This window comes from Paraburkholderia sp. IMGN_8 (assembly GCF_038050405.1).
Classification (GTDB): Bacteria; Pseudomonadota; Gammaproteobacteria; order Burkholderiales; family Burkholderiaceae; genus Paraburkholderia.
The window spans coordinates 67,106-86,686 of the sequence record NZ_CP150900.1; the positions used below are offsets into that span (position 1 = coordinate 67,106).

The 19,581-nt window shown below is 60.4% G+C and carries 24 protein-coding genes and 1 tRNA gene; 5 read left to right on the plus strand and 20 right to left on the minus strand.

Going from position 1 to position 19,581, the window contains the following annotated elements:
* Window positions 1-483 precede the first annotated feature (483 nt).
* The gene (locus WN982_RS00270; protein ID WP_341313878.1) at window positions 484-1,533 is read right to left on the minus strand and encodes an oxidoreductase; all 1,050 of its coding nucleotides are present in this window, start codon (window positions 1,531-1,533) and stop codon (window positions 484-486) included.
* 453 nt (window positions 1,534-1,986) lie between these two features.
* Here WN982_RS00270 and WN982_RS00275 point away from each other — a divergent pair, with 453 nt between their 5' ends.
* Window positions 1,987-4,077 (plus strand): UvrD-helicase domain-containing protein, encoded by a 2,091-nt coding sequence (locus tag WN982_RS00275; RefSeq protein ID WP_341313879.1) that lies wholly within the window; start codon window positions 1,987-1,989, stop codon window positions 4,075-4,077.
* Between the two features lie 121 nt (window positions 4,078-4,198).
* Window positions 4,199-4,789, plus strand: a complete 591-nt coding sequence (locus tag WN982_RS00280; protein WP_341313880.1) for a hypothetical protein — start codon at window positions 4,199-4,201, stop codon at window positions 4,787-4,789.
* 81 nt (window positions 4,790-4,870) lie between these two features.
* Here WN982_RS00280 and WN982_RS00285 read toward each other — a convergent pair whose 3' ends face one another.
* The gene (locus tag WN982_RS00285; protein WP_341313881.1) at window positions 4,871-5,773 is read right to left on the minus strand and encodes a c-type cytochrome; all 903 of its coding nucleotides are present in this window, start codon (window positions 5,771-5,773) and stop codon (window positions 4,871-4,873) included.
* Between the two features lie 296 nt (window positions 5,774-6,069).
* Between WN982_RS00285 and WN982_RS00290 the strand changes: the two genes are divergently transcribed.
* A tRNA-Arg gene (locus WN982_RS00290) sits at window positions 6,070-6,145 on the plus strand.
* Window positions 6,146-6,298: 153 nt separating this feature from the next.
* Here the strand turns inward: WN982_RS00290 and WN982_RS00295 are convergent.
* A complete protein-coding gene (locus WN982_RS00295; RefSeq protein WP_341313882.1) occupies window positions 6,299-7,075 on the minus strand; it encodes a hypothetical protein in 777 nt (258 codons plus the stop codon).
* Between the two features lie 704 nt (window positions 7,076-7,779).
* Here WN982_RS00295 and WN982_RS00300 point away from each other — a divergent pair.
* Both WN982_RS00300 and WN982_RS00305 read left to right on the plus strand, forming a co-directional pair.
* Window positions 7,780-7,998 (plus strand): hypothetical protein, encoded by a 219-nt coding sequence (locus WN982_RS00300; RefSeq protein WP_341313883.1) that lies wholly within the window; start codon window positions 7,780-7,782, stop codon window positions 7,996-7,998.
* A gap of 101 nt (window positions 7,999-8,099) precedes the next feature.
* Window positions 8,100-8,354, plus strand: coding sequence for a pyocin activator PrtN family protein (locus WN982_RS00305; RefSeq protein ID WP_341313884.1), 255 nt, complete (start codon window positions 8,100-8,102; stop codon window positions 8,352-8,354).
* Window positions 8,355-8,361: 7 nt separating this feature from the next.
* Here WN982_RS00305 and WN982_RS00310 read toward each other — a convergent pair whose 3' ends face one another.
* The 17 genes from WN982_RS00310 to WN982_RS00390 all read right to left on the minus strand — a co-directional run bounded on the left by WN982_RS00310 (window position 8,362) and on the right by WN982_RS00390 (window position 19,449).
* The gene (locus WN982_RS00310) at window positions 8,362-9,294 is read right to left on the minus strand and encodes a hypothetical protein (protein ID WP_341313885.1); all 933 of its coding nucleotides are present in this window, start codon (window positions 9,292-9,294) and stop codon (window positions 8,362-8,364) included.
* On the minus strand, window positions 9,295-9,537 hold the full coding sequence (locus WN982_RS00315) for a hypothetical protein (RefSeq protein ID WP_341313886.1): 243 nt from the start codon (window positions 9,535-9,537) through the stop codon (window positions 9,295-9,297). It lies immediately after the preceding gene.
* Window positions 9,538-9,713: 176 nt separating this feature from the next.
* Window positions 9,714-10,697: a hypothetical protein gene (locus tag WN982_RS00320; protein ID WP_341313887.1), complete on the minus strand. Its 984-nt coding sequence runs from the start codon at window positions 10,695-10,697 to the stop codon at window positions 9,714-9,716.
* Window positions 10,698-10,796: 99 nt separating this feature from the next.
* Window positions 10,797-10,982 carry a hypothetical protein gene (locus WN982_RS00325; protein WP_341313888.1) on the minus strand — a complete coding sequence of 62 codons (186 nt, stop codon included), beginning with the start codon at window positions 10,980-10,982 and terminating at the stop codon, window positions 10,797-10,799.
* 10 nt (window positions 10,983-10,992) lie between these two features.
* Window positions 10,993-11,481, minus strand: a complete 489-nt coding sequence (locus tag WN982_RS00330; RefSeq protein WP_341313889.1) for a hypothetical protein — start codon at window positions 11,479-11,481, stop codon at window positions 10,993-10,995.
* A gap of 156 nt (window positions 11,482-11,637) precedes the next feature.
* Window positions 11,638-12,831, minus strand: coding sequence for a phage portal protein (locus WN982_RS00335; RefSeq protein WP_341313890.1), 1,194 nt, complete (start codon window positions 12,829-12,831; stop codon window positions 11,638-11,640).
* The gene (locus tag WN982_RS00340) at window positions 12,831-13,025 is read right to left on the minus strand and encodes a hypothetical protein (RefSeq protein ID WP_341313891.1); all 195 of its coding nucleotides are present in this window, start codon (window positions 13,023-13,025) and stop codon (window positions 12,831-12,833) included. The genes WN982_RS00335 and WN982_RS00340 overlap by 1 nt, the downstream gene beginning before the upstream one ends.
* Window positions 13,026-13,034: 9 nt before the next feature.
* Entirely contained in the window at window positions 13,035-13,286 is a 252-nt protein-coding gene (locus tag WN982_RS00345; RefSeq protein WP_341313892.1) for a hypothetical protein, read from the minus strand.
* A 48-nt stretch (window positions 13,287-13,334) separates the two neighbouring features.
* The gene (locus WN982_RS00350; protein WP_341313893.1) at window positions 13,335-13,931 is read right to left on the minus strand and encodes a hypothetical protein; all 597 of its coding nucleotides are present in this window, start codon (window positions 13,929-13,931) and stop codon (window positions 13,335-13,337) included.
* The gene (locus WN982_RS00355; protein ID WP_341313894.1) at window positions 13,928-14,695 is read right to left on the minus strand and encodes a hypothetical protein; all 768 of its coding nucleotides are present in this window, start codon (window positions 14,693-14,695) and stop codon (window positions 13,928-13,930) included. The genes WN982_RS00350 and WN982_RS00355 overlap by 4 nt, the downstream gene beginning before the upstream one ends.
* Window positions 14,696-14,785: 90 nt before the next feature.
* A complete protein-coding gene (locus WN982_RS00360) occupies window positions 14,786-15,271 on the minus strand; it encodes a hypothetical protein (RefSeq protein WP_341313895.1) in 486 nt (161 codons plus the stop codon).
* Window positions 15,268-15,744, minus strand: a complete 477-nt coding sequence (locus tag WN982_RS00365) for a hypothetical protein (protein WP_341313896.1) — start codon at window positions 15,742-15,744, stop codon at window positions 15,268-15,270. Before WN982_RS00365 ends, WN982_RS00360 begins: the two co-directional genes overlap by 4 nt.
* Window positions 15,741-15,947 (minus strand): hypothetical protein, encoded by a 207-nt coding sequence (locus tag WN982_RS00370; RefSeq protein WP_341313897.1) that lies wholly within the window; start codon window positions 15,945-15,947, stop codon window positions 15,741-15,743. Before WN982_RS00370 ends, WN982_RS00365 begins: the two co-directional genes overlap by 4 nt.
* Window positions 15,944-16,972, minus strand: a complete 1,029-nt coding sequence (locus WN982_RS00375; protein ID WP_341313898.1) for a hypothetical protein — start codon at window positions 16,970-16,972, stop codon at window positions 15,944-15,946. The genes WN982_RS00370 and WN982_RS00375 overlap by 4 nt, the downstream gene beginning before the upstream one ends.
* A gap of 117 nt (window positions 16,973-17,089) precedes the next feature.
* Entirely contained in the window at window positions 17,090-17,365 is a 276-nt protein-coding gene (locus WN982_RS00380; protein WP_341313899.1) for a hypothetical protein, read from the minus strand.
* A gap of 120 nt (window positions 17,366-17,485) precedes the next feature.
* Window positions 17,486-18,166, minus strand: a complete 681-nt coding sequence (locus WN982_RS00385) for a hypothetical protein (RefSeq protein WP_341313900.1) — start codon at window positions 18,164-18,166, stop codon at window positions 17,486-17,488.
* A complete protein-coding gene (locus WN982_RS00390) occupies window positions 18,163-19,449 on the minus strand; it encodes a site-specific integrase (RefSeq protein ID WP_341313901.1) in 1,287 nt (428 codons plus the stop codon). The genes WN982_RS00385 and WN982_RS00390 overlap by 4 nt, the downstream gene beginning before the upstream one ends.
* Between the last annotated feature and the right edge of the window lie 132 nt (window positions 19,450-19,581).

Sequence of the window (19,581 nt, forward strand, 5' to 3'; positions counted from 1 at the left end):
AGGCGCTAACGTCTTACTCGGAGTGGCGGCTCGCGCTCCCATACTTGGACATCTCGCCGAGGCGAAGCCGATGGCACCCACCGAACAAGGAATCACCCACTGGTTTCCCTTGCAGACCGTTCCAGCGAGCACGCAGTGCGAGGCGGGAAGAATGATGCCCGAAGCGCCTATCTGCTATCGGTGTTGGGAAGTACCGCTGCGGCGCGCGCAGCGCCGCCGGAAGAATGACTGCCTTGTCACCAGCGCGGAATGCGCGAGAACACAGATTCCAGATGCTCCACTGCCTCCTCCAAGCCAGGGGACCCGCTTAAGAATTAGCGGTTTGAGCCGCTTTCTTTGCTTACTTTCTTTGCGGCGGCAAAGAAAGTAAGTGCCTGCCCCGCACAGGGGCGACGCTAATAGACCAATAACAAATCAAGGAAAGGCCAACCCCGCAGGCACGCAGACAAAAAGCGCCGCCAAAGGCAAACAAACCTAAACCCTTTATCGAATTCGTTCGAACGCCAACCGCACACCCTCATCCGAGCTCCGAGCAGCAAGCTCGACAACAGTCATAACATCAACTGCATCCTGTGCACTAACAGGAAACTTCACGCCATTCTGAATGGCATCAGCCAAGGCAATATAAAACCCAACATAATCCCCATTGCGGGTAGGCAACTGACGCTCAACTTCCTGATCACCTTCCAGCACTCGCACCACGCCGGCAGCGTTGCCAGACCCAAATCCCTCATTGCCGGGCCGCAAGCCGGCCTTCAACTGATCTTCCTGGGTATCGAGCCCATACTTCACATAGCTCCCACGCGTGCCATGAATCGCAAACCTCGGCGCGACCAGCGCCGTCAGCGCGCTTGCATGCAACACGACCTCGAACGCGCCATACCCCAACTGGATATGCACATAATCCGGCGCACTGGCCTGATCGCGATGCGTCCGAACAGTGGCCGAAACCGTCGCCGGCGTACCAAACAAAGCCAACGCCTGGTCGATCAGATGCGGCCCGAGATCGAACAGCAAACCGCCCCCCCGCGAAGCCTCCTCGCGCCAACGCTGCCGAACCTCCGGCCGGAACCGGTCGAAATGCGATTCATATTGCGTGACGCGCCCCAACTCGCCGCTGGCGAGCAGATCCCGTACGGTCAGAAAATCACCATCCCAGCGGCGGTTGTGAAAGGGCACGAACAACTTGCCACGTGCAAGCGCGATATTGGCAAGCGTGTGGGCGTCGGCGGCCGTGAGCGTCACTGGCTTGTCGACCACTACGTGCTTGCCCGCTTCGAGCGTGCGGCGCGCGAGGTCGAAGTGCGTGTCGTTGGGCGTCGCGATCACGACGCAGTCGATTTCGTCGAGCGCGAGCAGCGCATCCAGATCTGCGACCACCTTCGCGTGCGGGTAGTCGGCCAGCGCGTGCTCGGTCTGGCTGGTCGCGATCGCGGCGACATTCGCCCGCCCGCAGTGCTCGATCACCGGCGCGTGGAAGGTCGCGCCGGCAAAACCGTAACCCATCAATCCAATCTTCAACGATGCGGACATGCGTGTCTTCCTGCAAAAACGGCGCGCCGCTTTGCCACCGCGGCGACGGCGCGCAACGACGTAATTGTGGCATGTCCTGAAGACGGACTGTCAGCGTCGTCGCGGGTGTCCGGCAGAGACATCGTTCGCCGCGGTTGTTAAGTCAGCCACCGCAGTTTCCGCCCGGGGGCCGTCACTGCAACCGTACGCGTGGGCTGCTGGCGCGGCCGTGCGGCGCGTGGCGCCATCGCCGTCACCCGCGGCAGCCACCCGCGGCAGTCTCCCGCAGCGGCATCCATGGCAGGCTTCCGTGTTAACATCGCTCCTCTCGCGCGGATCGCTGCGAGCCGGAACGCCCCTCGCACCACGAAAGGCACCCGTTCCAGCCGCCCGCTCCGCGAAGCATGCCCCCGGGCCTTCGGTCTAGCGACTCCGCACCCAAGCGCCCTCAACCGCATTACCAATCCACAGACGATGTCCGCAGGCCTGAACCCCGCTCAAAATGAAGCGGTCCGTTATCTCGACGGTCCGTGTCTCGTGCTCGCCGGCGCAGGCAGCGGCAAGACGCGCGTGATTACGCAGAAGATCGCGCACCTAATCGAAGCCAAAGGCTTCGAGCCGCGCCACATCGCCGCCGTCACGTTCACGAACAAGGCCGCGGCGGAAATGCGCGAGCGCGTCGGCAAGCTGCTCGAAGGCAAGACGCTCACCACGCCCGGCAAGGAAGGCCGTAAAGTGCCCGTCAATCAGTTGACGGTCTGCACCTTCCACTCGCTCGGTGTGCAGATTCTGCGGCAGGAAGCGGAACACGTCGGCCTGAAACCGCAGTTCTCGATCATGGATTCGGACGACTGCTTCGGTATGATCCAGGAACAGGTCGGCTCGACGGACAAGGGCTTCATCCGCAAGATCCAGTCGATCATCTCGCTGTGGAAAAACGGCCTGATCATGCCGGAAGAGGCGATCGCGATCGCCGCGAACGAGGACGAGCACCAGGCCGCGATCGTCTATCGCAACTATGTGGCGACGCTGCACGCGTATCAGGCGGTCGATTTCGACGATCTGATCCGCTTGCCCGCCGAACTCTTCGCGAAGAACGAACAGGTGCGCGACCGCTGGCAGAACAAGCTGCGCTATCTGCTGATCGACGAGTATCAGGACACCAACGCGTGCCAGTACGAGTTGCTCAAGCAACTGGCCGGTCCTCGCGCGGCGTTCACGGCCGTGGGCGACGACGATCAGGCAATCTACGGCTGGCGCGGCGCGACGCTCGAAAACCTCGCGCAGCTCGGCAAGGATTTTCCGAAGCTGCACCTGGTGAAGCTCGAGCAGAACTACCGTTCGACGGTGCGTATTCTGACTGCCGCCAACAACGTGATCGCGAACAACCCGAAGCTGTTCGAAAAGAAACTGTGGTCCGAACACGGCATGGGCGACACGATCACCGTCACGCCGTGCAATGACGAAGAGCACGAAGCGGAATCCGTGGTGTTTCGTCTGTCCGCACACAAGTTCGAGCGGCGCGCGAATTTCCGTGACTACGCGATCCTGTATCGCGGTAATTTCCAGGCGCGCATCTTCGAACAGGTGCTGCGGCGCGAGCGCATTCCGTATGTGCTGTCCGGCGGCCAGTCGTTCTTCGACAAAGCCGAGATCAAGGACATTTGCGCGTATCTGCGCCTGATCGCCAACGCGAACGACGACCCCGCCTTCATCCGCGCGATCACCACACCGCGCCGCGGCGTCGGCAATACGACGCTCGAGGCGCTCGGCTCGTTCGCGGGCCAGGCCAAGGTGTCGCTGTTCGAGGCGGTGTACATGGGTGGCATCGAGGCGCGGCTGTCGCCGCGTCAGATCGAACCGATGCGCGTTTTCTGCGACTTCATGCAGCGTCTCACCGATCGCGCCGAAAAAGATGCCGCAGGCACCTTGCTCGACGAACTGATGGACGCGATTCACTACGAGGCCTATCTGTACGATGCGTTCGACGAACGCCAGGCGCAGTCGAAGTGGCAGAACGTGCTGGAATTCATCGAGTGGCTCAAGCGCAAAGGCACGAAGGCTGAGCCTGACGGTTCTGAGAAGGGCGAAGCAACCGGCTTTGACAACGCCGACGGCCTAGCCGACACCGGCAAGAATCTGCTCGGCCTGATCCAGACCGTCGCGCTGATGTCGATGCTCGAAGGCAAGGAAGAAGATCCGGACGCGGTGCGGCTTTCGACGGTGCATGCATCGAAGGGGCTAGAGTATCCGCACGTGTTTCTGGTGGGCGTCGAGGAAGGCATCATGCCGCACCGCGGCGGCGCCGACGACGCGCCGATCGACGATGCGCGCATCGAGGAAGAGCGCCGCCTGATGTACGTTGCGATCACGCGGGCGCAGCGCAGCCTGCATCTGAACTGGTGCAAGAAGCGTAAGCGGGCGCGCGAAACGGTGGTGTGCGAGCCGTCGCGTTTCATTCCCGAAATGCTGCTCGACGACGCCCCGCCGCCGACCCCCGAGGAAGCGCCGATGTCGCCGAAAGACCGGCTAGCGAGTTTGAAGGCGTTGTTGCAGAAGCCCTGAATGTGAACGCTAGCGCGCCGCTCGCAAGACCCCGCGCGCGGCAGGTGCATCGGCGGTTTTGAGGCGCGCCGGCGTTACAGTGGCACGGCTCGACAACCGGGCGATACTCGGAGACCGCCGCATGGCCACGCCGCCCCTCGCGCACTATCGCCGCGCACTCGAAACCTACATCGACGCGAAGGACAACACGCGTGCCGAACGCATTGCCGAGGCGTTTGCGCCGGACGCGGTGCTCACCATTTCGTTGGCGACGTCGAATATCGCGTTTCCGGCGCGCACCGTCGGAATCGATGCGATTGCGAAAACGCTCGTGAGCGATTTCGGCGCTCAGTATGCGCAGTGCCGGACCTATTACGTGTGCGATTCACTGGCGGTGAAAGACCGCACTATCGAGGCATTGCCGTGGCTGGTGGTGATGCGCGAACTCGCTACCGGCGCATTGCGCGTCGGCCACGGCGTGTATCGGTGGACGTTCGACGAGGCTGCACGCGTGGCGCAATTCCACATCCACATCGCGCGCATGGACGTCGTGCCCGATGCCGACGGTGCGTTGCTCGCAGCGTTGCAAAATGGCTTGAGCTATCCGTGGCTCGCGCCGGCTGACATGCAGCAGCATTTCACATCGCTCGCGCGCAGTACGCCGGCGATGGCGTTCGTCGATGCGTTCAGCCGTCCGGCGGCTGCGCCGGACCATACCCGCACCGGTGCCTAAAACGAATCACGCGTAAAAAATCCCTGCCCGTGTGGCCACGGCGCAGGGATTGTTCGTTTTGCCAGAAACGCCAGGAGCGATTTATTTCGCCGCGCTGACCATGTAATCGACGGCAGCCTTCACGTCCGCATCGGATGCGGTGGAGCCGCCCTTCGCCGGCATCGCGCCCTTACCGTGCAGCGCGTAGTTGTAGACGGTGTCCATCGGTTCTTTCAGGCGCGACGCCCAAGCGTCCTTGTCGCCGAATTTCGGTGCATTCAGCACGCCTGCCGCATGACACGCCTGGCAAACCTGTTGATACAGCGCCTTGCCGGCTTGCGATGCGTCCGCGCTTTGCGTGGCGCCCGGTGCCGGCGCGGCTGTTTGCGGCACGTTCGCCATCGCCGCCATGGCGGCAGCGGCCTGGGCGGCGCCAGCATCCGACGCACCTGCTGTGGCGGCGGCTACGCCCGACGCTGCTTGTGCACCCGGAGCCGCCGCTGCGGGCTGCGCCGGTTCAGGGAAGCTCGCGCCGGAATTGTTCGCCATATAGGCAACCGCGCGGGAGATTTCGAAGTCGCTGTAGTCGTCCGGGCTGGTGCCGCCGCGCGCGGGCATCGCGCCCTTGCCGGTCAGCGCCGTGTGCAGGAGCGTGTCGAAGCCTTGCGCGATACGCGGCGCCCAGTCAGCGGTAGTGGTGAATTTCGGCGCGCCAGCCGTACCCGCCGCGTGACACGCGGAGCAAACGGCCTTGTAGACCTCTTCGCCGGATTTGTAGACGCGCGGCGCATTGGCGTCGCGGACGTCGACCTGCGCAAGCGGCTTGATGCGGGCGCTGACCGCGGCTTCGGAGAGACTGTCTGTGCCGGCGCCGGTACGAGTCGAGACATCGACGTAGACCGCCAGCAGAACGATGATGATGATCGGTACAGCAAACCCCGCGATGATCGCAGCGATGAGCTGCTTGGGGGTTTTGATCGGGGCTCCGTGTGGTGCTTCGCTCATGCTTGTCTCGTCTCCGTGGGTATGTGAGCGGTACAGCGTGACGGCAACTTCTTGTTCTTGAATCAGCCACGGACGATTATAGACGTAACGTTTCGGCGGCGGCGAGCGGCGTGGCGAGGTGTTCAGCAGGCGTTTACCCGCATCGCGGGGCGCTCCTTGTGGCGCTCGGGCGGCGGTTTTGATGCGCCAAATACCGCCATGCGGGCCGTCCGGTGGACGGTTTGGACGAAACCGGGTATCCTTGCGGTCTCGCTTTGGCGTCGCTCCCGTTCAGGTTGCCGCGCTTTCGTGTTGAAGCGCCCGTAGCTCAATGGATAGAGTACTGCCCTCCGAAGGCAGGGGTTGCTGGTTCGATCCCAGCCGGGCGCGCCAAATCTGACAAGGGTTCTAGCCATATCTCCCCCCAAATTGACCGGCCTTCATACCCGACTAGGGCAGCATGAGGGCAAAACTTGCGCGACGCCGCTAGAAGGGGTGAGGATTTCGCTCACCCCTTTGCAATGCCTCGCCGAGCATATCGGGCGACTACGCAAGCGATCCGGACGGGGTGCCGTCGATCACCCCGATGTCGCGCAGGCGGGCGGCAAGATGCGACCAGATCGAATGCTCTTGCGCGCCGAGTAGCTTGGATATTGCGCGGCCATGGCGCGCCGCGGTATCGCGGTGCACACCGACCATTTCCCCGATCGCGCCGCATTTGTGGTCGGCGCCGAAATGTCGTTCGGTGAGCCAGCGGGTTAAATTGGTATCGCGATACTCTTTGCGCTCCACACCAGGCACAAACTGAATAACGAAGTTGATCGCGGTGTGCCAGATGTCATCGTTGCGCCACGGCCAGCGCGACCGCGTCTCGGGTTGCCGGCCGAACGACCTGGGACCGCACGCCGCCAACACGAACGCGAGTTCGAAACGAGACAAATCTCGCACTATGCGCATAATCGCGCCGCCGGCGCCGTCGAATTCCACATCGATAAAGCCAGTCGCGCCCCCCGTAGAACTCCCGCTCGTCGAATCGGATGCACGGGCATACGCGCGCTCTAGCGTCGACGCGACGACCGCTTTAGCGTTCGCGAATTCGTTCGATGAGTCGGGGCTGAGTAACGTAAGCAGATGCCTTGGCATTCTTTCGTGCGCCAGCCCTTCCGGCTGCGGATCGACGTCATCCCAGTGGATAGCTGCGGAACCGTCAGCGTAGATCTTGACGGCGGTTCCAACCCGGCCAGCGTGTATGCTGCGGACGCGATCGCCTGGTTGAATTGCGGGAAGTTGAGTTTGCTCGGGACGAGCGGGGATATGGCTCATGGTGTGGCCTCTTTGATTGGCGGTTATTCCGCTCCCCACTGTCAAATGGGGTGGGCGGGCGCATGACAGGGTTGACAGACCGGCAATCAAAGAAACCGGCGCATCCGAAGATGCCCCCGCCAAGGCCCACCCGCTGAAAGAGGCGCACAAAGGCGTCACGCACAAAAAAGCCGCTCTGCGCGGCTGTGCGCTTTGATTGGTCGGGCTGTCAAACCCGGTGCCTGTTGTCTCGGGCACGACTGGAGTATAGCCGGTTAGGCTTTGTTTACAAGTGGCAAGTGTTGGATAGCGCACGTCCCGCGCTTGCGCCGCCTCGTTCCTAGCGACGCTCAAATGGCGCCGCTTCTTTGGTTTGCCCATCGATGCCCCCCCCGTTGGGACTGGTTGCGGCGCACATGCGCTGTATGGCTACACTACGGCGCTGCGATTGCCGTCCATTCCGCGATGAGCGGGGCAATCTCCGATTAGATCGATGATTTAACGGTCGGGGCAGCATCTTGGCTCCGCTTGATGGTTCGGAGGGCAACATTCGATCGCGGATCGTGCTTGACGAGGCCCGCGGTGCCTGCGTACGATGCGTGAGCATTCCGGCACTCGCCAACGGCGGGTTGATCGCGGCTAGGCGCGGCGTGAGCGGAGGGGACATTGCCCGGAATGTATGACCCTGCCCGCTTCTTTCGAAACCAATCGCAAAGGAGCGAATCATGTCGACAATGCAGGAAAAGGCACTCGAAGCACAGGCGCGACGCGCGGCAAAAGCAGTTGGACTTTTGGCTTTGAAGTCGCGCTGTAGGCTGCATCACTGGAACGATGTGGGCGGCTTTCAGTTGGTCGACCCGTATTGCAACACTGTTATCGAAGGTCTGAGATACGAGTTGAGCCCGGAAGCTGTAATCGAGTTCTGCCAAGACAGGCGAGCATAATGAGAAGGGGGCCGCGAGGCCCCTTTCTCGTTGATGCCTCGCTGAGCGCCGCCCGCCGCGGGGATGGTGCGTTTCACACCCCCCTTGTTCAGATTTTTACCATGCCTACCCTCGAACGACTTGAATCCCAATTCAACGCACCACTCCTGCCAATAGAGGTGGTGCGTGCGAATTTTTTCCCGCACCTCTCTGAAGACACCTTCAACCGCCGCGCGCGAGCAAATGACCTCGGCTTCCCGATTATCCGAACGGACCGGTCGCAGAAGGCCGCCATGTTCGTCCATATCGAGGACCTGGCAACCTATCTAGATGCGCGGCGTACCGTTGCAGTGCGCGAGCACGCCAACCTCACCTAGATTTGCGTTAGCTAAAGACTGACCCCTTCCAGGCGCCGCCCGTGTAAATCCAGAGTTTTGCGTTGGTGGTATCGAATACCATCGGCGCGCAACCGGTCGCAATGTTGGTCGGCGTGCCAGTCGGTGCGCCCGCGCAAGTCGGGATTTGCGTAAAGCCGCCCGTTGCCGTTGTCGCGAGTGCCGCGCCCGTCCCGTTAAGAATGACGTTGCCAGCGGGGCCGCTTGCGCCGCCCGCGCCGGGAGTCAGTTTGATGTCGCCGCCGTGCCCCGTGCCGAATCCTGTCCCGGTCGTCAAATTGACGTTGCCACCGTTTGACGTTGACGTGCCACCGTTGCCGGTCGTGACTGAAAAAGCGGCGCCGTTGACGTTATAGGCGGGGCCTGACGTTGCGCCGCTGCCCGTCGTAACTGAGATGCTGCCCGGTGTACCGCCTGCCGCAGTCGTGCTGCCAGTCGTAAGGGTGATATTCCCCGTGCTGTTGCCTGTACTACTGGTAGACACGGCGATATTCCCGCCGTTGTTGGTCGCCGCCGCCGTAATGTTGATGCCGCCGCCTTGCGAATTGCCTGTGCCTGCCTTTATGTTGACGTCGCCGCCCGTCGTGCCACCCGTGCCGCCTTGCACGACCGCCGCCGCGCCCGTGCCTGACGGTGCCAAACCGCCGATTAGGGTAGCCGCGCCGGGAGTGCCCGACGTGGGGGAGCTTGAGCCACCCTGTAAAAGTAGCGCGCCACCATTGGAAAGTGTTTGCGTGCCCGCTCCTGCTATCACGGTCAGATTGCGACCCGGTGCGGAATTCGAGGCGTTATTAACTGCGTCGCCCGGTTGAATCGTCAAGTCTTGACCGGGCAGAGTTTTGATAGTCGTCGTCGTGCCGGAAAAGAACGTGAGAATCTGATTCAAGCCGCCTTTTAGGCGTGGTCCAAGTTCGCCGAACATTTAGAAGTCCCCCCCGACTGCGAGCACGTCGATTTCCTTCGCGGTCGTCACGGTCGTGAGCGCCTTGATGCCAAGAACCGCGCCGTTCGCGACATACAAAATACGGTTGCCGTTTGCGTCGTACGACAGGCCGGGCCATTGAGCATTGCGAAGAATGTCAACGGCGGGAACGCTATTAACGCTGCCAGCGGTCGCCGGTATCGAAACAGTCGCGAGGATATAGACGACAGAACTGATCGTCATGACAAGCTGAACGTCGCGCGCCGATGAGTCGGTTGACGCGACCGTAAGGGCTTCAATTTTGGTCCCGTTCGTCGCCCCGGTAACGAGCGTTTTAACGTTCGAAGCATCTGCGGGCAAAATCTGTGCAACGTAGTTTTTGACGGTCTGCGGAAAAATCGGGGTTGCTGTAGGCATGCTTAGAGCCCTCCAAAAAGGGTATAGGACACGTAGTCAATGAACGAACCGCCACCGCCCGTTATGGAGGTGGCGATCCACTTACTCGTGGCGTTGTTCCAGACGAGCGAGTAACCGTCGATGCCCGCACCTTCGGTGACGTTGACATCCGAGAGGCTTGCCAGCGATAGAGCGCCGCCGGTAATGCCGATGCCGCGCACCGTGAACCAGTTAGTGCCGTCTGTGAAAAACGAGACCCCCTGGTTCTGCGGAATAGAGAGCGTGCCGTTCGTTACGCCGTCGAGCTTCAGGCCAGACGGTACGGTCAGGGTGCAGCCGCCGGCGCCGATGTTCTGCAACTCGCCCCACCATCCGACCGGGAAGGCGGAACTAACGCCCGAGGTCGGCGTCGGGAGCGCATGGGTTGTAGCCGATGCGCTGTTCATCACGGTTGTCTTGGCGCGATCGCCAGTGACAAGCGTGTAGGACGCCGTCTGCACTGCGCCGCCCGCTAGCAGGATGCTCGTGCGCACCGTGCCGCTGGCCGTGATGGGGCCGTTCGAGGCCTGGTCCGTCTCGACGCCGCCGGCCGCCGCAACGGATGTCACCGTGCCGGCGCCGGCGCTCGCCGTGGCGCTAGGCTGATAGCTGCGGTAGTCCGTATAGCTTGTGGCCGTCATCGTGCCGGTGACGATGGAATAGAGCGGAACCTTGCCAGCCGGAAACCCCGAAGTATTAGCGCCGACCGCGCCCGTGGTCGGGTCTGCATACAAATAGTTCGTCGTGCTGGCAACAAGCGTTACGATGCCGTTCGCGATGGCATGCGCTGTGCCTGTGCTGTCAACGAATGTTCCACCGTATGTCCCCCACGTCAGACCGCTGCACGCGCTCGCGTGACGTCCCCAAAGCATCGCGGGACTAGCCGCGTCGAGTAGGCTATTTACGACCACTTCCTTATTCGCTTGCGTGCTCGAAATGGTATCGAGCAAGGTCGTGCTGTTGGACATGGTTACCTCATGATTTTACTTAACAACTGATTAGTATTACTTATAAAACTATCAGCATGAACTCCCCTCGTGAGCATCCTCTTTCGACATCCCCCGAAGTCAGTCCCCGTCCTCGCACTCGTCATCATCTGCGAGGCGTGAATGGCGGTACGGCACGAGCTCTATTGCAGCCGCGATTCGATGTTCCATGCTGATGCCCGGGTTGCCCATCACCGCCTTAAGGAACTCTTTCGGGTCTTCCGTGGGCTGGATCTCGCTCCACGCCGCAGCATGCTTATCGACCATCCCCGAGCTCCTATTTTTTGTCCTTGTTGTTGACGACGAGCCGCGCCGGAGGCGAGAGCGCCACGAACTTGCTGGCCGCACGCTTCGCCTTATCAGCTTGCTCCTCCTTCTTTCCGCCTTCGCCCTTCTTGGCGTAGAGGAACGGCAACGCTCCGCAGGCCGCGCGGATCTGGGCCGCCGTAGCCTCAACGCGGCCGAGCGCGACGTCCTGCAGCATCGTCAGCACGTCACGATCCCCCATCGGCACGGGAACCGCTTTCGTGCGCTTGAGCGCGCCACCGTGTGCCTGCTGTTCCAGGCTCTCCTTTTTTGCCGGCCGGTGCGCCCCCTCAACCTGCCCTGGCTTTGCTGCCGGCTTGCGGGGGGCGCCCGTTTTCGACGTCTTCGGAGCGTGATTTGCTGATTTAGCGGGTCCGGCCTTTGATTTCCGGCCGGCGCCCGGCCGAGCGCCGCCAGCATTGGCGCGCGCACCTCCGCTTTTTCCTTTAGTGCCACTCATTTGCTGAATTCCTCCTCACCGAGAGATGTTCAAACAACGATTTTTTCTCCGCGTGCGGGAACGCTCGGTTTCCCGCGATCCAAAACGCCAGAGATTCGATCCCCCTACCCCTATCGTCGTCACAGAGGCCGCCAGAACGACGCTGGACGGCTTCGTTCAGCGTCTCGCCCGTGCCGAATCCTCGGCCAGATTCAACGGCTGGAGCGGCTCATCGAGGCCGGCGATCGGATCGTAGCCCTCTTCCTCGCGGCCCTCGTTGCGGGTCATGACGCCGATCTGGACGAGCTGGGTGATGCGGGTAGCGCGCGCCGCGCCATCGCCGCGCATCATTGGCTTATGGTCGAAATCCGGCTCAAGATCCGAATCGGGGCCGAGCAGATTGAAGCAGAGCGAGTATTCCCACAGCCGAGCCCATGGAATCATCGTGTCCGTCCAGAACTCGATGGACTGTTGCTCGATGTTGCTGAAGGTTGCCTTGCTCAGGTCGCCGATCTTGTGCGGTGGCACGCGGAAAATGCGCGCGATCTCGGTCGTCTTGGCACCGCGCGCCTCAATGAACTGGCTGTCCTTGTTCGTGAGGCCGAGTTCGTGGAACTTCATGCCGCGCTCGAGCACGGCAACCTTGCCGCGGTTCGATCCGCCCTGCAGATCCTGCCAGGAATCGCGGAATTGCTGCTTGGCTTCCCTGCTCGCGAACCCACCTGGGTATTCGATCCATCCGCCGCCGGGTTTCGCATCGTTGGCGAAAAACCTCGTCGAATAGTCCTGCATCGACAGCCCTTCGCCAATTGCCTGGCACGCGAGCGTGATGAGGCTTAGACCCATATAGCCGTCGTCGCTCAGGCTACGCAGATGCCAGATATCGTGCCGGCTGTAAGTGATGGTATTGCCGTTCTGATCGATATATCGATAGCGATAATCACCGTTGTCAAGCAACTCGATCTTCATGCGATCGGGGTGCAATGGGAGCAGCTCGGTAATCTCGCCGAGACGATTGGCGATGATCTGGCAGAAGGCATTTCCACGCAACGCCAGGTGCCCTTGCAGCATCATTCGCCATTCATACGGCGTCTGAAAGCGGTTCGGCGCCTTCTCGATCAGCTTATAGAGCCAGTGCGTGCGCTCTTTCGTGCGACCGCCCGATGCCTTCGGCTTATAAAGCTCGAATGGCATGATCGCGAACGATTCCGCCAGCACACGAACGCAAGCCAGCACATCCGGAAGCGTCATGGCCGACGCGGGCGTGACTCGAACGCCTGAAGACGTGCGAATGCCGACCGGCGCGAACCAGAAAGACCCCCATGGCGACCGATCGGTCGCGCCATCGGCGCGGATGCGTGAGAGGAACATTAGGCCGACTCGATATTGTTGGTTTTGCGGGGCACCGGCTGCTCCCAGCCCGCGATATAGGCAGCCGCAAGCGTCAGGCCGATCAGCAATGCACCAGCGATGGCGATACCCCAACCGGGATTGATGATCACGCCGCCTGCGAGAACCATGGCCCATCCGAGCAAGAGGCAGATATTGAAGATTTGGACGTTCAAGGTCACACCTTATTCGATGAAAGTCCAGCCGGTAACAGCGCCGCGCAAGTCCAGACCATTCCCGCCGTCCAACCAAGCATCCGGGGCACCGTCGATACCCTTGGCAAAGCGAACAGTGCGGTACTGCGGCCCATTGCCAAAAGCGGCGCCGTTCGATTGATCGACTTTGACGAGGCACCATGCAGACCCGTTCGAATCAAGATTCGCGGCAAGAGCCGCGGCGGCCGTTTCCGGAGCATTCCAAACGATTCGAGTTGCCATATGATTCTCCTTGGGCGGAAAATTGGTTTAACTGTGGCCGATGAGCCATCACTTCAAGAGCTCGTAATACGGCTCCATTCCCGGTGGGCACTTGCGCGGGTCACCCATCCAAAGCAAAAGAGGTAGATCGTCGTCAGCGCTTACTGTCGGGGGTTGCTTCGTCGATTCGACCGCGGGATTGGCAATTGTGGAAGTCGGAGCTTGCGCGCCGTGAAACGCGGCAATCTCGGCTTGAGCTCGAGCCTCGATCCGAGGCCACCAGTCGCTCACCTTGCGGATCGTCGCATGAACGTCTGAGCGGACGAATGTGGCCGCATTGACCCTGTCACCTTCCGATATCCGAGCATCGATTTCGCGATCCAGCGCACTATCGCTAAGATATTTTCCGCTTGACCATGCCAAGGCCTCAGCCACGCCACCCGCCAAGGCACACGTTTTGCGACCGGCCCAATCATTGGAAGCGGAGATATGAGTGCACTTACCCCTGAACCAGACACCATCTTCGGAATTCGAATGTCGCGTGATTTCGATGTGAGTCGCGCTGCCAAATATTTGTTCGGCCGCCACCGCGTGGGCGCTTTCGTGAATGGCCGTCAAGTACAGCCGAGTCTCCTCATCGGGGGACGTGGGACGCATGGTTTTCATGCGAGCCTCCGTGCCATCTGGCGGTCCGCTTTTTTGTCAATTTTCCCAGGCAACTCCGGCGCTTGCTCGTGCGCAAAGCTCGCCGCAAGTTGAACCTCGCCGTCGTCATTGATGACAGGCCACGCAATTCCTAGCTTTCTACAAATCGGGGCGATAGTGCTCGACATTCCGGTCAGCCGCTCGCTGATCTCGGCGCGCGTCAACGGCTCGAGCGGCATTTTCTGGAGCGTCGCGAGCGCCTTGTCTGCAAGACCCACGCCGGTCGATATTTCGTCGAAGTTACTGCGATCGGCGAAGATCGGAGTATTGATCCATTCATTCTTGCCAACAATTTCGGTCTGGAATCTCAACTGATTCCTGAGCGAGTCCCGTACGGCGTTAAGCTGGATTTGAAACTCGTCGATCCGCAAATCGCGGCTGTCGTAGAGGGTCTTTTGAAGATCGAAAAATTCTTTCTCCCGCACTTGGCGGACGCTAAACAAAGCAAGTTGCGCGTCTCGCATCTCGTTATTCAGGTTGTCGAGCTCTTCGCGAAGGGTACTAATCTGATCGGCCAACTTGCTCTCCTTCACCAGTGCGGCTTTGATCGGTGCCTCATGGCGCTCGTCCACCGTGTCGAGTTGTCGCCTGACCTCTACGCGTTTTGCGACCTTACGCGCCTCGATTCTATTGCGATGGTCTAAAAACTCGGGTAGCGAGAGCAGTTCCTGAATCGTTGCTTCAGCCTCGCTGAGCGAGGAACGGTTACGGTTGAAAATGTTCATTGTCCTGGGGGCTCCAAAAAGAGAAGTGCGATAAAGACATGTTGCCCGCGCCTCCATTCACCGATCAAGCAAACGGAAGGTCTTTGAGATTCACTTCACTAACTTTCCATAACGCCGCTTCGCGACGCTCAGTTTCGGATGTGGATGCGGGACGCCTGACGCTTTCACGGCCTCATACACGGCCTCCGCAGTACGGCAGGTGCGGCGACGCGCGATCGCATCAAATTCCCGCCAGAATGGTTCGAACCGTTTCCCAGACGTCGAGCGTAGTGCGCGCGCCGCCGCTCCGCGGAAATCGCATTCCAGTCGCAACAGGAGCACTTCAAGCCGGTCAGCGGGCAGGAAACCGGCCGCTACCGCCGGCAGCATCTCGCGGGCGTGCCGATAGGCATCGACATTCAGGCTTTCGCTGAATCGCCCCAGAGACGCGGCGGCGGTTCGCTGAGCCTCAAGTCGACGTAGGAGTTCAGGCGCAACATCCCCGCGCCGCCCCGTGAGCGTCTGCAGGACCGTTTTAAGTTCTGCTGAAGATTCAAATAACCGCGCTTGAAACATTACTCGACGGGATTCACTCATGCTCGATCCGGATCTGCGTACGGATGCACGGTCGATGCGTGCGTCGGCCCAATGATCGATTTTCTAAGCGGGACTGATGGAACAAACGTTGACCGAGAGGCCGCGGCATCAGTGGCTTCAATCAGAATCCGCTCGAGGCGTTGCAACCACATGCGAGCGATCGGGACGCCTGGCCGGTGAGGCGAACAGTCGGCCGCCCCGATAGCCAAATCTCTGCGGCCTGCGGCAATCAAACGCGCCTGAATCCGATTAGACGCAGCCTCCCAATCGCCGAGCGAATATTCCTTGCGTAGGTCGATGACACTGTCGACGATGAAATCAAGCCTGCGCAACTCTCGCGTTATTTGGTCATTCAGGGCAGGCGACTTGCCCGCATGGCACGCGCAGTACCACCGGCCGCCGCTTCTGGTCGTAACGACCATCGGACACCCGTAGGCGCTGCACATGCCGGGCTGGCGATGATCGGCGGTCATGGCGCCCTCATCCGTCCGCATATCGCGATTAGTTCGTTCATGCATCTGCGCGCCTCGGCGGCGGCATCCTCAAGCGCAAGGACATCCCCCAGGGGCTTGTCAATCTCCATAGCCCAATAAATACTCAGTTCGGCGCGTCTGGCAATAATCGCGAACTGGGCGATCAATGCCATGAATTCCGAATATATGACTGGATCGTTCATGCCGCCGCCCGTTTCCCTTTATCCATTGCTTCCAGAACGCGCCGCCGGTATTCGGGCAGGCTTTCCCCTTGGCGACCTTGATCCAGGCCGATAGCGCGCGCCGCCGCCTTCACGCTGGCCTCATCCGTACCGACAGAGATTCGCTTTGCGGCGCGCTCTGGCGGATTAAGCATTTCCTCAATGGCCGGCGCGAGGTACGCAGCCGGAACGCCGTTGAGCTTGTACGGTTTGCACTTCTCGACGCCGAGTTCGATCTGCTGCCGCGTTACGCCTGCCTTGTTCCACCCTGCGATCAGCGGGGATTCGGGTTCTACCTTCACGCCAGCGGACTTGAGCCACTCGAAAGTGATCGACACGCCGTCATCGCGCGCCGCCACGCCGCTAGCGCTATCGTCCGCGGGCGCTGAGTCATCCCGCGCGCCGCCAGAGGCGCCAGCGTCGTTTTCGCTGGTTTGCGGTTTTTGGGTTTGATGAGCGTTTAGATCATCATCAGTCGTCGTCTCGTTGGAGTTATCCACAAGCGCGCGATCCATGGCGCCATGACGATTCACTGACGGTTCTATGACGGTTACTGACTGTTGGGGTGCAACAGCTGTTGCATGGTTTTGTGCTTCAGATTGCACCCTTTCACGTTCTGGATTGCACCCTTTCTTGTCACCGTTTGCACCCTTTCCGTTTTCAAACGATGCAGTTTTTGCGCCCTTTGTGGATAACTTCTTGTCGTTCCTAAAGGGTGCAAGTTCTGCACCATTTATCCACTCCCGGCTAATGCGATACTCGCGCGACTTTCCGCGACCGCCTTTGGGGTAAGCAACGGTCTGCAACCAGCCTATGGACTCCATGCGGCGAAGCTGGTACTGCACGGCACGCTTCGACTGGCGAGTCCGCTGTGCGAGCATATCGACGCCCGGGAAGATATGCGTGCCGTCGTCGTGCGCGTGATCGGCCAGCTTCAAAGCCAGATTCAACTCGCCGCCGCCTTGTGGATATCGGTCCCATACGAGAGCCATCAACTTGACACTCATGAAATCGATCTCCGCACACTGTCATCCAGAATCGATAGCCGTTCACTGGCGTTGCGACGGATGTCGAGAACCTGCGCCGTCAAGATCAAACCTCGGCGCGATGTCATGGCGCGCACCTCAAATGATCGCGGTGCGATTGCCGCCATCTGCCTGCGTTTCAGCAAGCATCATCGCTTCCCATTCTTCTGCACACTTGCGGGTGATGACGACGCGGCGGCCGATGCGGAGTTCCTTCGGCGCTTTACCCTTGGCCTTCAGGGTGTAGTAATAGACGCGGCTGAAATGGTATGCCGCGCAGAATTGCGGAATGGTATAGCTGAGAGAGTCGCCCCAATTCTTCGGTACGCACGCGCCTTGATCGTGGGCTGTGGCGACCGTCACATTCGATTTCATAGTCCCTCACTTCGTGAGCGGTTACCCACCTGAGTAACCATGAAGCGAGTCTATTTATGAGCGGACTGAATTAAAATTTCCCTTCCGCTGCGGGAATCCCCATTTCCGCAGCGGACACCCCTATTTTTTCTTTGGCGCGCCGGCGCGTTGTGCTTCCGGCGGAATGGTCAAACGCCCATCTTTGGCGGCCTTTTTTAGCCAGTCTCTTATCGTTTGATCGGTCGGCTCCTTTTTCACGTTCTTAGGCCAATTAGTACCCTCGCTCTTACATACCATCAGTTTCGCGCCGATCTTGTCCGCAACGTCCCCGATGCGCTCTGCCGGCCTTTCGCGCCAGATTTGAGCAGCCCAATCTACCGCCATATCCTCCAGTTTCTTGAGGTCGCGATTGATGACACCGATGCCGTTGTCGGCCGCTTTTTTTGTCCCCCACTTTATGTCCATCATGTCCATTTCAGCGCGTTCGCTGTCGGGCACATATGCGGCCATCAGGGCTTCACAGATCATTAGCGCGCAGTAGGCCGCAGCCCGCCCGGCATCGCCCGTCCGGATAGCATCCTTTGTGTGACTAGCCGCGGCCATCACTCGAGCCCCAGCGGCATCGTTTGCTCGAGTGGCCTTATCCTCGAGGAAGGGAATCAGGCGCTCCATTACTGGCTGGGTAAGGTCTTCTTCGGTCCAGTCTCGGAGATGCGACACCAAGTAGTCAGGGGTGACCCTGATACGTCGATCCTTTGCCAAGTGGATCAATCCCGACTCTGTTATAAATCTTTCCTTCTTCTCGTCGCTTGTTTTGCTCATACCGTCCTCTCGTCGGCGGCTTGCAGTACGGGGCGGTTCAGCTTCGCCACGGCCGCCGACAGGTGTTCGGGAGCCAGGTGGGCGTATCGCAGTGTCATGGTCAGGTCGGCATGGCCCAGCAGTTCGCGCACGGTGTTGAGGTCCACGCCAGCCATAACCAGCTGGGACGCGAAATGGTGGCGCATGTCGTGCCATCGAAAATTGGTGATCTTGGCGTCCTTCAGCAGCTTCTGCCACGCCGTTTTGACATCGACGCGCACCGCGCCGTCGGCGCTCGCGAATACGATGCTGTGCCGGGACTGCTCGCGCCATGCCTTCAGCGTCGACAGCGCCTCGTCATTGAGCGGAATGTGCCGTTGCTTCCCCGACTTTGACGAAGCGTCGATTACGGTCAGGAACGCACGGTCGAGATTCACGTGCTGCCACTCCAGCTTCAGCAGCTCGCCTTGTCGCAGACCGGTATTGATAGACAGCAAAACTGCTGGCTTCAAATGATCAACAAACGCCATGATCCGCATATCCGGCATCTCGGCGTAGCCCCGCGCCGCCCGCCATGCATTCGCGCTATCCCTGGCTGCCCGCTCGCGCTCTTCCCGCGCGTCGAGCGCGGCCCGCAACCGCGTTTCTTCGACGTCTGACAGCCAGCGCACCTTGCCGCTCGGCGCATCGAGCGCCTTAATGGTTTTCATTGGATGTTCGGCGATGACCCCCCATTCGAGCGCGCGCGAGAAAACGCCACGGAGCGCAGAAAGGTCGCGGTTGACAGTGGCAGCGCTCGCGCCGCCCTTCAATCGTGCCGAGCGCCATTTATCGAGGATCCACGCGGTGAACTCGGCGAGCGGCTTGTCCTTATGTTCGGCAAACGCCCTGGCCAATCGATCAAGCGTCGCGCCGCTGCTGCGAGTGTTCGCGGCCAGCCAGTCGCCATAGCGATCGGCGATGAAGGTCTCGAGTGTGGGTGTGCCGACAATCTGCTGAGCCTCTGCTTTCCGCCGGCGCCGCTCAAGGATCTCGGCGGTTGTATCGCTCTTTTTGTCGACGTCACGCAGTGCCTTTCGTGCGAGCTCGCGCGCCGCCGCAGGATTCATCTCGTCCCAGTAGCCGAGCACGCGCCGGCCTTGTTTGCCGTCGGGCTTTGTCCAGCGAATGGTGAATGAGATCTTGCCGGCCGGCGTGACCTTGACGCCGAACCCGCGCGGATCGCTGTCTGCGAAGTCTTGATATTTACCGTTCGCTTTCAGTGATCGCAGAAACTCGCGGTCGATTTTGAATTTCTGCCCCATGCACTAGCCCTCGCTAATTGGGCAAAAGTATAGCCTAGGGCAACGGTAGGGCAAAGCCTGCGGTGAACAGTGATTTACACGACCGATCGCAATAGCACTAAGGCGTTGATTCTAAAAGAGGTGGGAAACATG

Excerpts from the sequence above, each read along its gene's own strand:
- WN982_RS00270 (WP_341313878.1), bottom strand. The coding sequence starts at position 1,533 with ATGTCCGCATCGTTGAAGATTGGATTGATGGGTTACGGTTTTGCCGGC.
- WN982_RS00275 (WP_341313879.1), top strand. The coding sequence starts at position 1,987 with ATGTCCGCAGGCCTGAACCCCGCTCAAAATGAAGCGGTCCGTTATCTC.
- WN982_RS00280 (WP_341313880.1), top strand. The coding sequence starts at position 4,199 with ATGGCCACGCCGCCCCTCGCGCACTATCGCCGCGCACTCGAAACCTAC.
- WN982_RS00285 (WP_341313881.1), bottom strand. The coding sequence starts at position 5,773 with ATGAGCGAAGCACCACACGGAGCCCCGATCAAAACCCCCAAGCAGCTC.
- WN982_RS00295 (WP_341313882.1), bottom strand. The coding sequence starts at position 7,075 with ATGAGCCATATCCCCGCTCGTCCCGAGCAAACTCAACTTCCCGCAATT.
- WN982_RS00300 (WP_341313883.1), top strand. The coding sequence starts at position 7,780 with ATGTCGACAATGCAGGAAAAGGCACTCGAAGCACAGGCGCGACGCGCG.
- WN982_RS00305 (WP_341313884.1), top strand. The coding sequence starts at position 8,100 with ATGCCTACCCTCGAACGACTTGAATCCCAATTCAACGCACCACTCCTG.
- WN982_RS00310 (WP_341313885.1), bottom strand. The coding sequence starts at position 9,294 with ATGTTCGGCGAACTTGGACCACGCCTAAAAGGCGGCTTGAATCAGATT.
- WN982_RS00315 (WP_341313886.1), bottom strand. The coding sequence starts at position 9,537 with ATGACGATCAGTTCTGTCGTCTATATCCTCGCGACTGTTTCGATACCG.
- WN982_RS00320 (WP_341313887.1), bottom strand. The coding sequence starts at position 10,697 with ATGTCCAACAGCACGACCTTGCTCGATACCATTTCGAGCACGCAAGCG.
- WN982_RS00325 (WP_341313888.1), bottom strand. The coding sequence starts at position 10,982 with ATGGTCGATAAGCATGCTGCGGCGTGGAGCGAGATCCAGCCCACGGAA.
- WN982_RS00330 (WP_341313889.1), bottom strand. The coding sequence starts at position 11,481 with ATGAGTGGCACTAAAGGAAAAAGCGGAGGTGCGCGCGCCAATGCTGGC.
- WN982_RS00335 (WP_341313890.1), bottom strand. The coding sequence starts at position 12,831 with ATGTTCCTCTCACGCATCCGCGCCGATGGCGCGACCGATCGGTCGCCA.
- WN982_RS00345 (WP_341313892.1), bottom strand. The coding sequence starts at position 13,286 with ATGGCAACTCGAATCGTTTGGAATGCTCCGGAAACGGCCGCCGCGGCT.
- WN982_RS00350 (WP_341313893.1), bottom strand. The coding sequence starts at position 13,931 with ATGAAAACCATGCGTCCCACGTCCCCCGATGAGGAGACTCGGCTGTAC.
- WN982_RS00355 (WP_341313894.1), bottom strand. The coding sequence starts at position 14,695 with ATGAACATTTTCAACCGTAACCGTTCCTCGCTCAGCGAGGCTGAAGCA.
- WN982_RS00360 (WP_341313895.1), bottom strand. The coding sequence starts at position 15,271 with ATGAGTGAATCCCGTCGAGTAATGTTTCAAGCGCGGTTATTTGAATCT.
- WN982_RS00365 (WP_341313896.1), bottom strand. The coding sequence starts at position 15,744 with ATGACCGCCGATCATCGCCAGCCCGGCATGTGCAGCGCCTACGGGTGT.
- WN982_RS00370 (WP_341313897.1), bottom strand. The coding sequence starts at position 15,947 with ATGAACGATCCAGTCATATATTCGGAATTCATGGCATTGATCGCCCAG.
- WN982_RS00375 (WP_341313898.1), bottom strand. The coding sequence starts at position 16,972 with ATGAGTGTCAAGTTGATGGCTCTCGTATGGGACCGATATCCACAAGGC.
- WN982_RS00380 (WP_341313899.1), bottom strand. The coding sequence starts at position 17,365 with ATGAAATCGAATGTGACGGTCGCCACAGCCCACGATCAAGGCGCGTGC.
- WN982_RS00385 (WP_341313900.1), bottom strand. The coding sequence starts at position 18,166 with ATGAGCAAAACAAGCGACGAGAAGAAGGAAAGATTTATAACAGAGTCG.
- WN982_RS00390 (WP_341313901.1), bottom strand. The coding sequence starts at position 19,449 with ATGGGGCAGAAATTCAAAATCGACCGCGAGTTTCTGCGATCACTGAAA.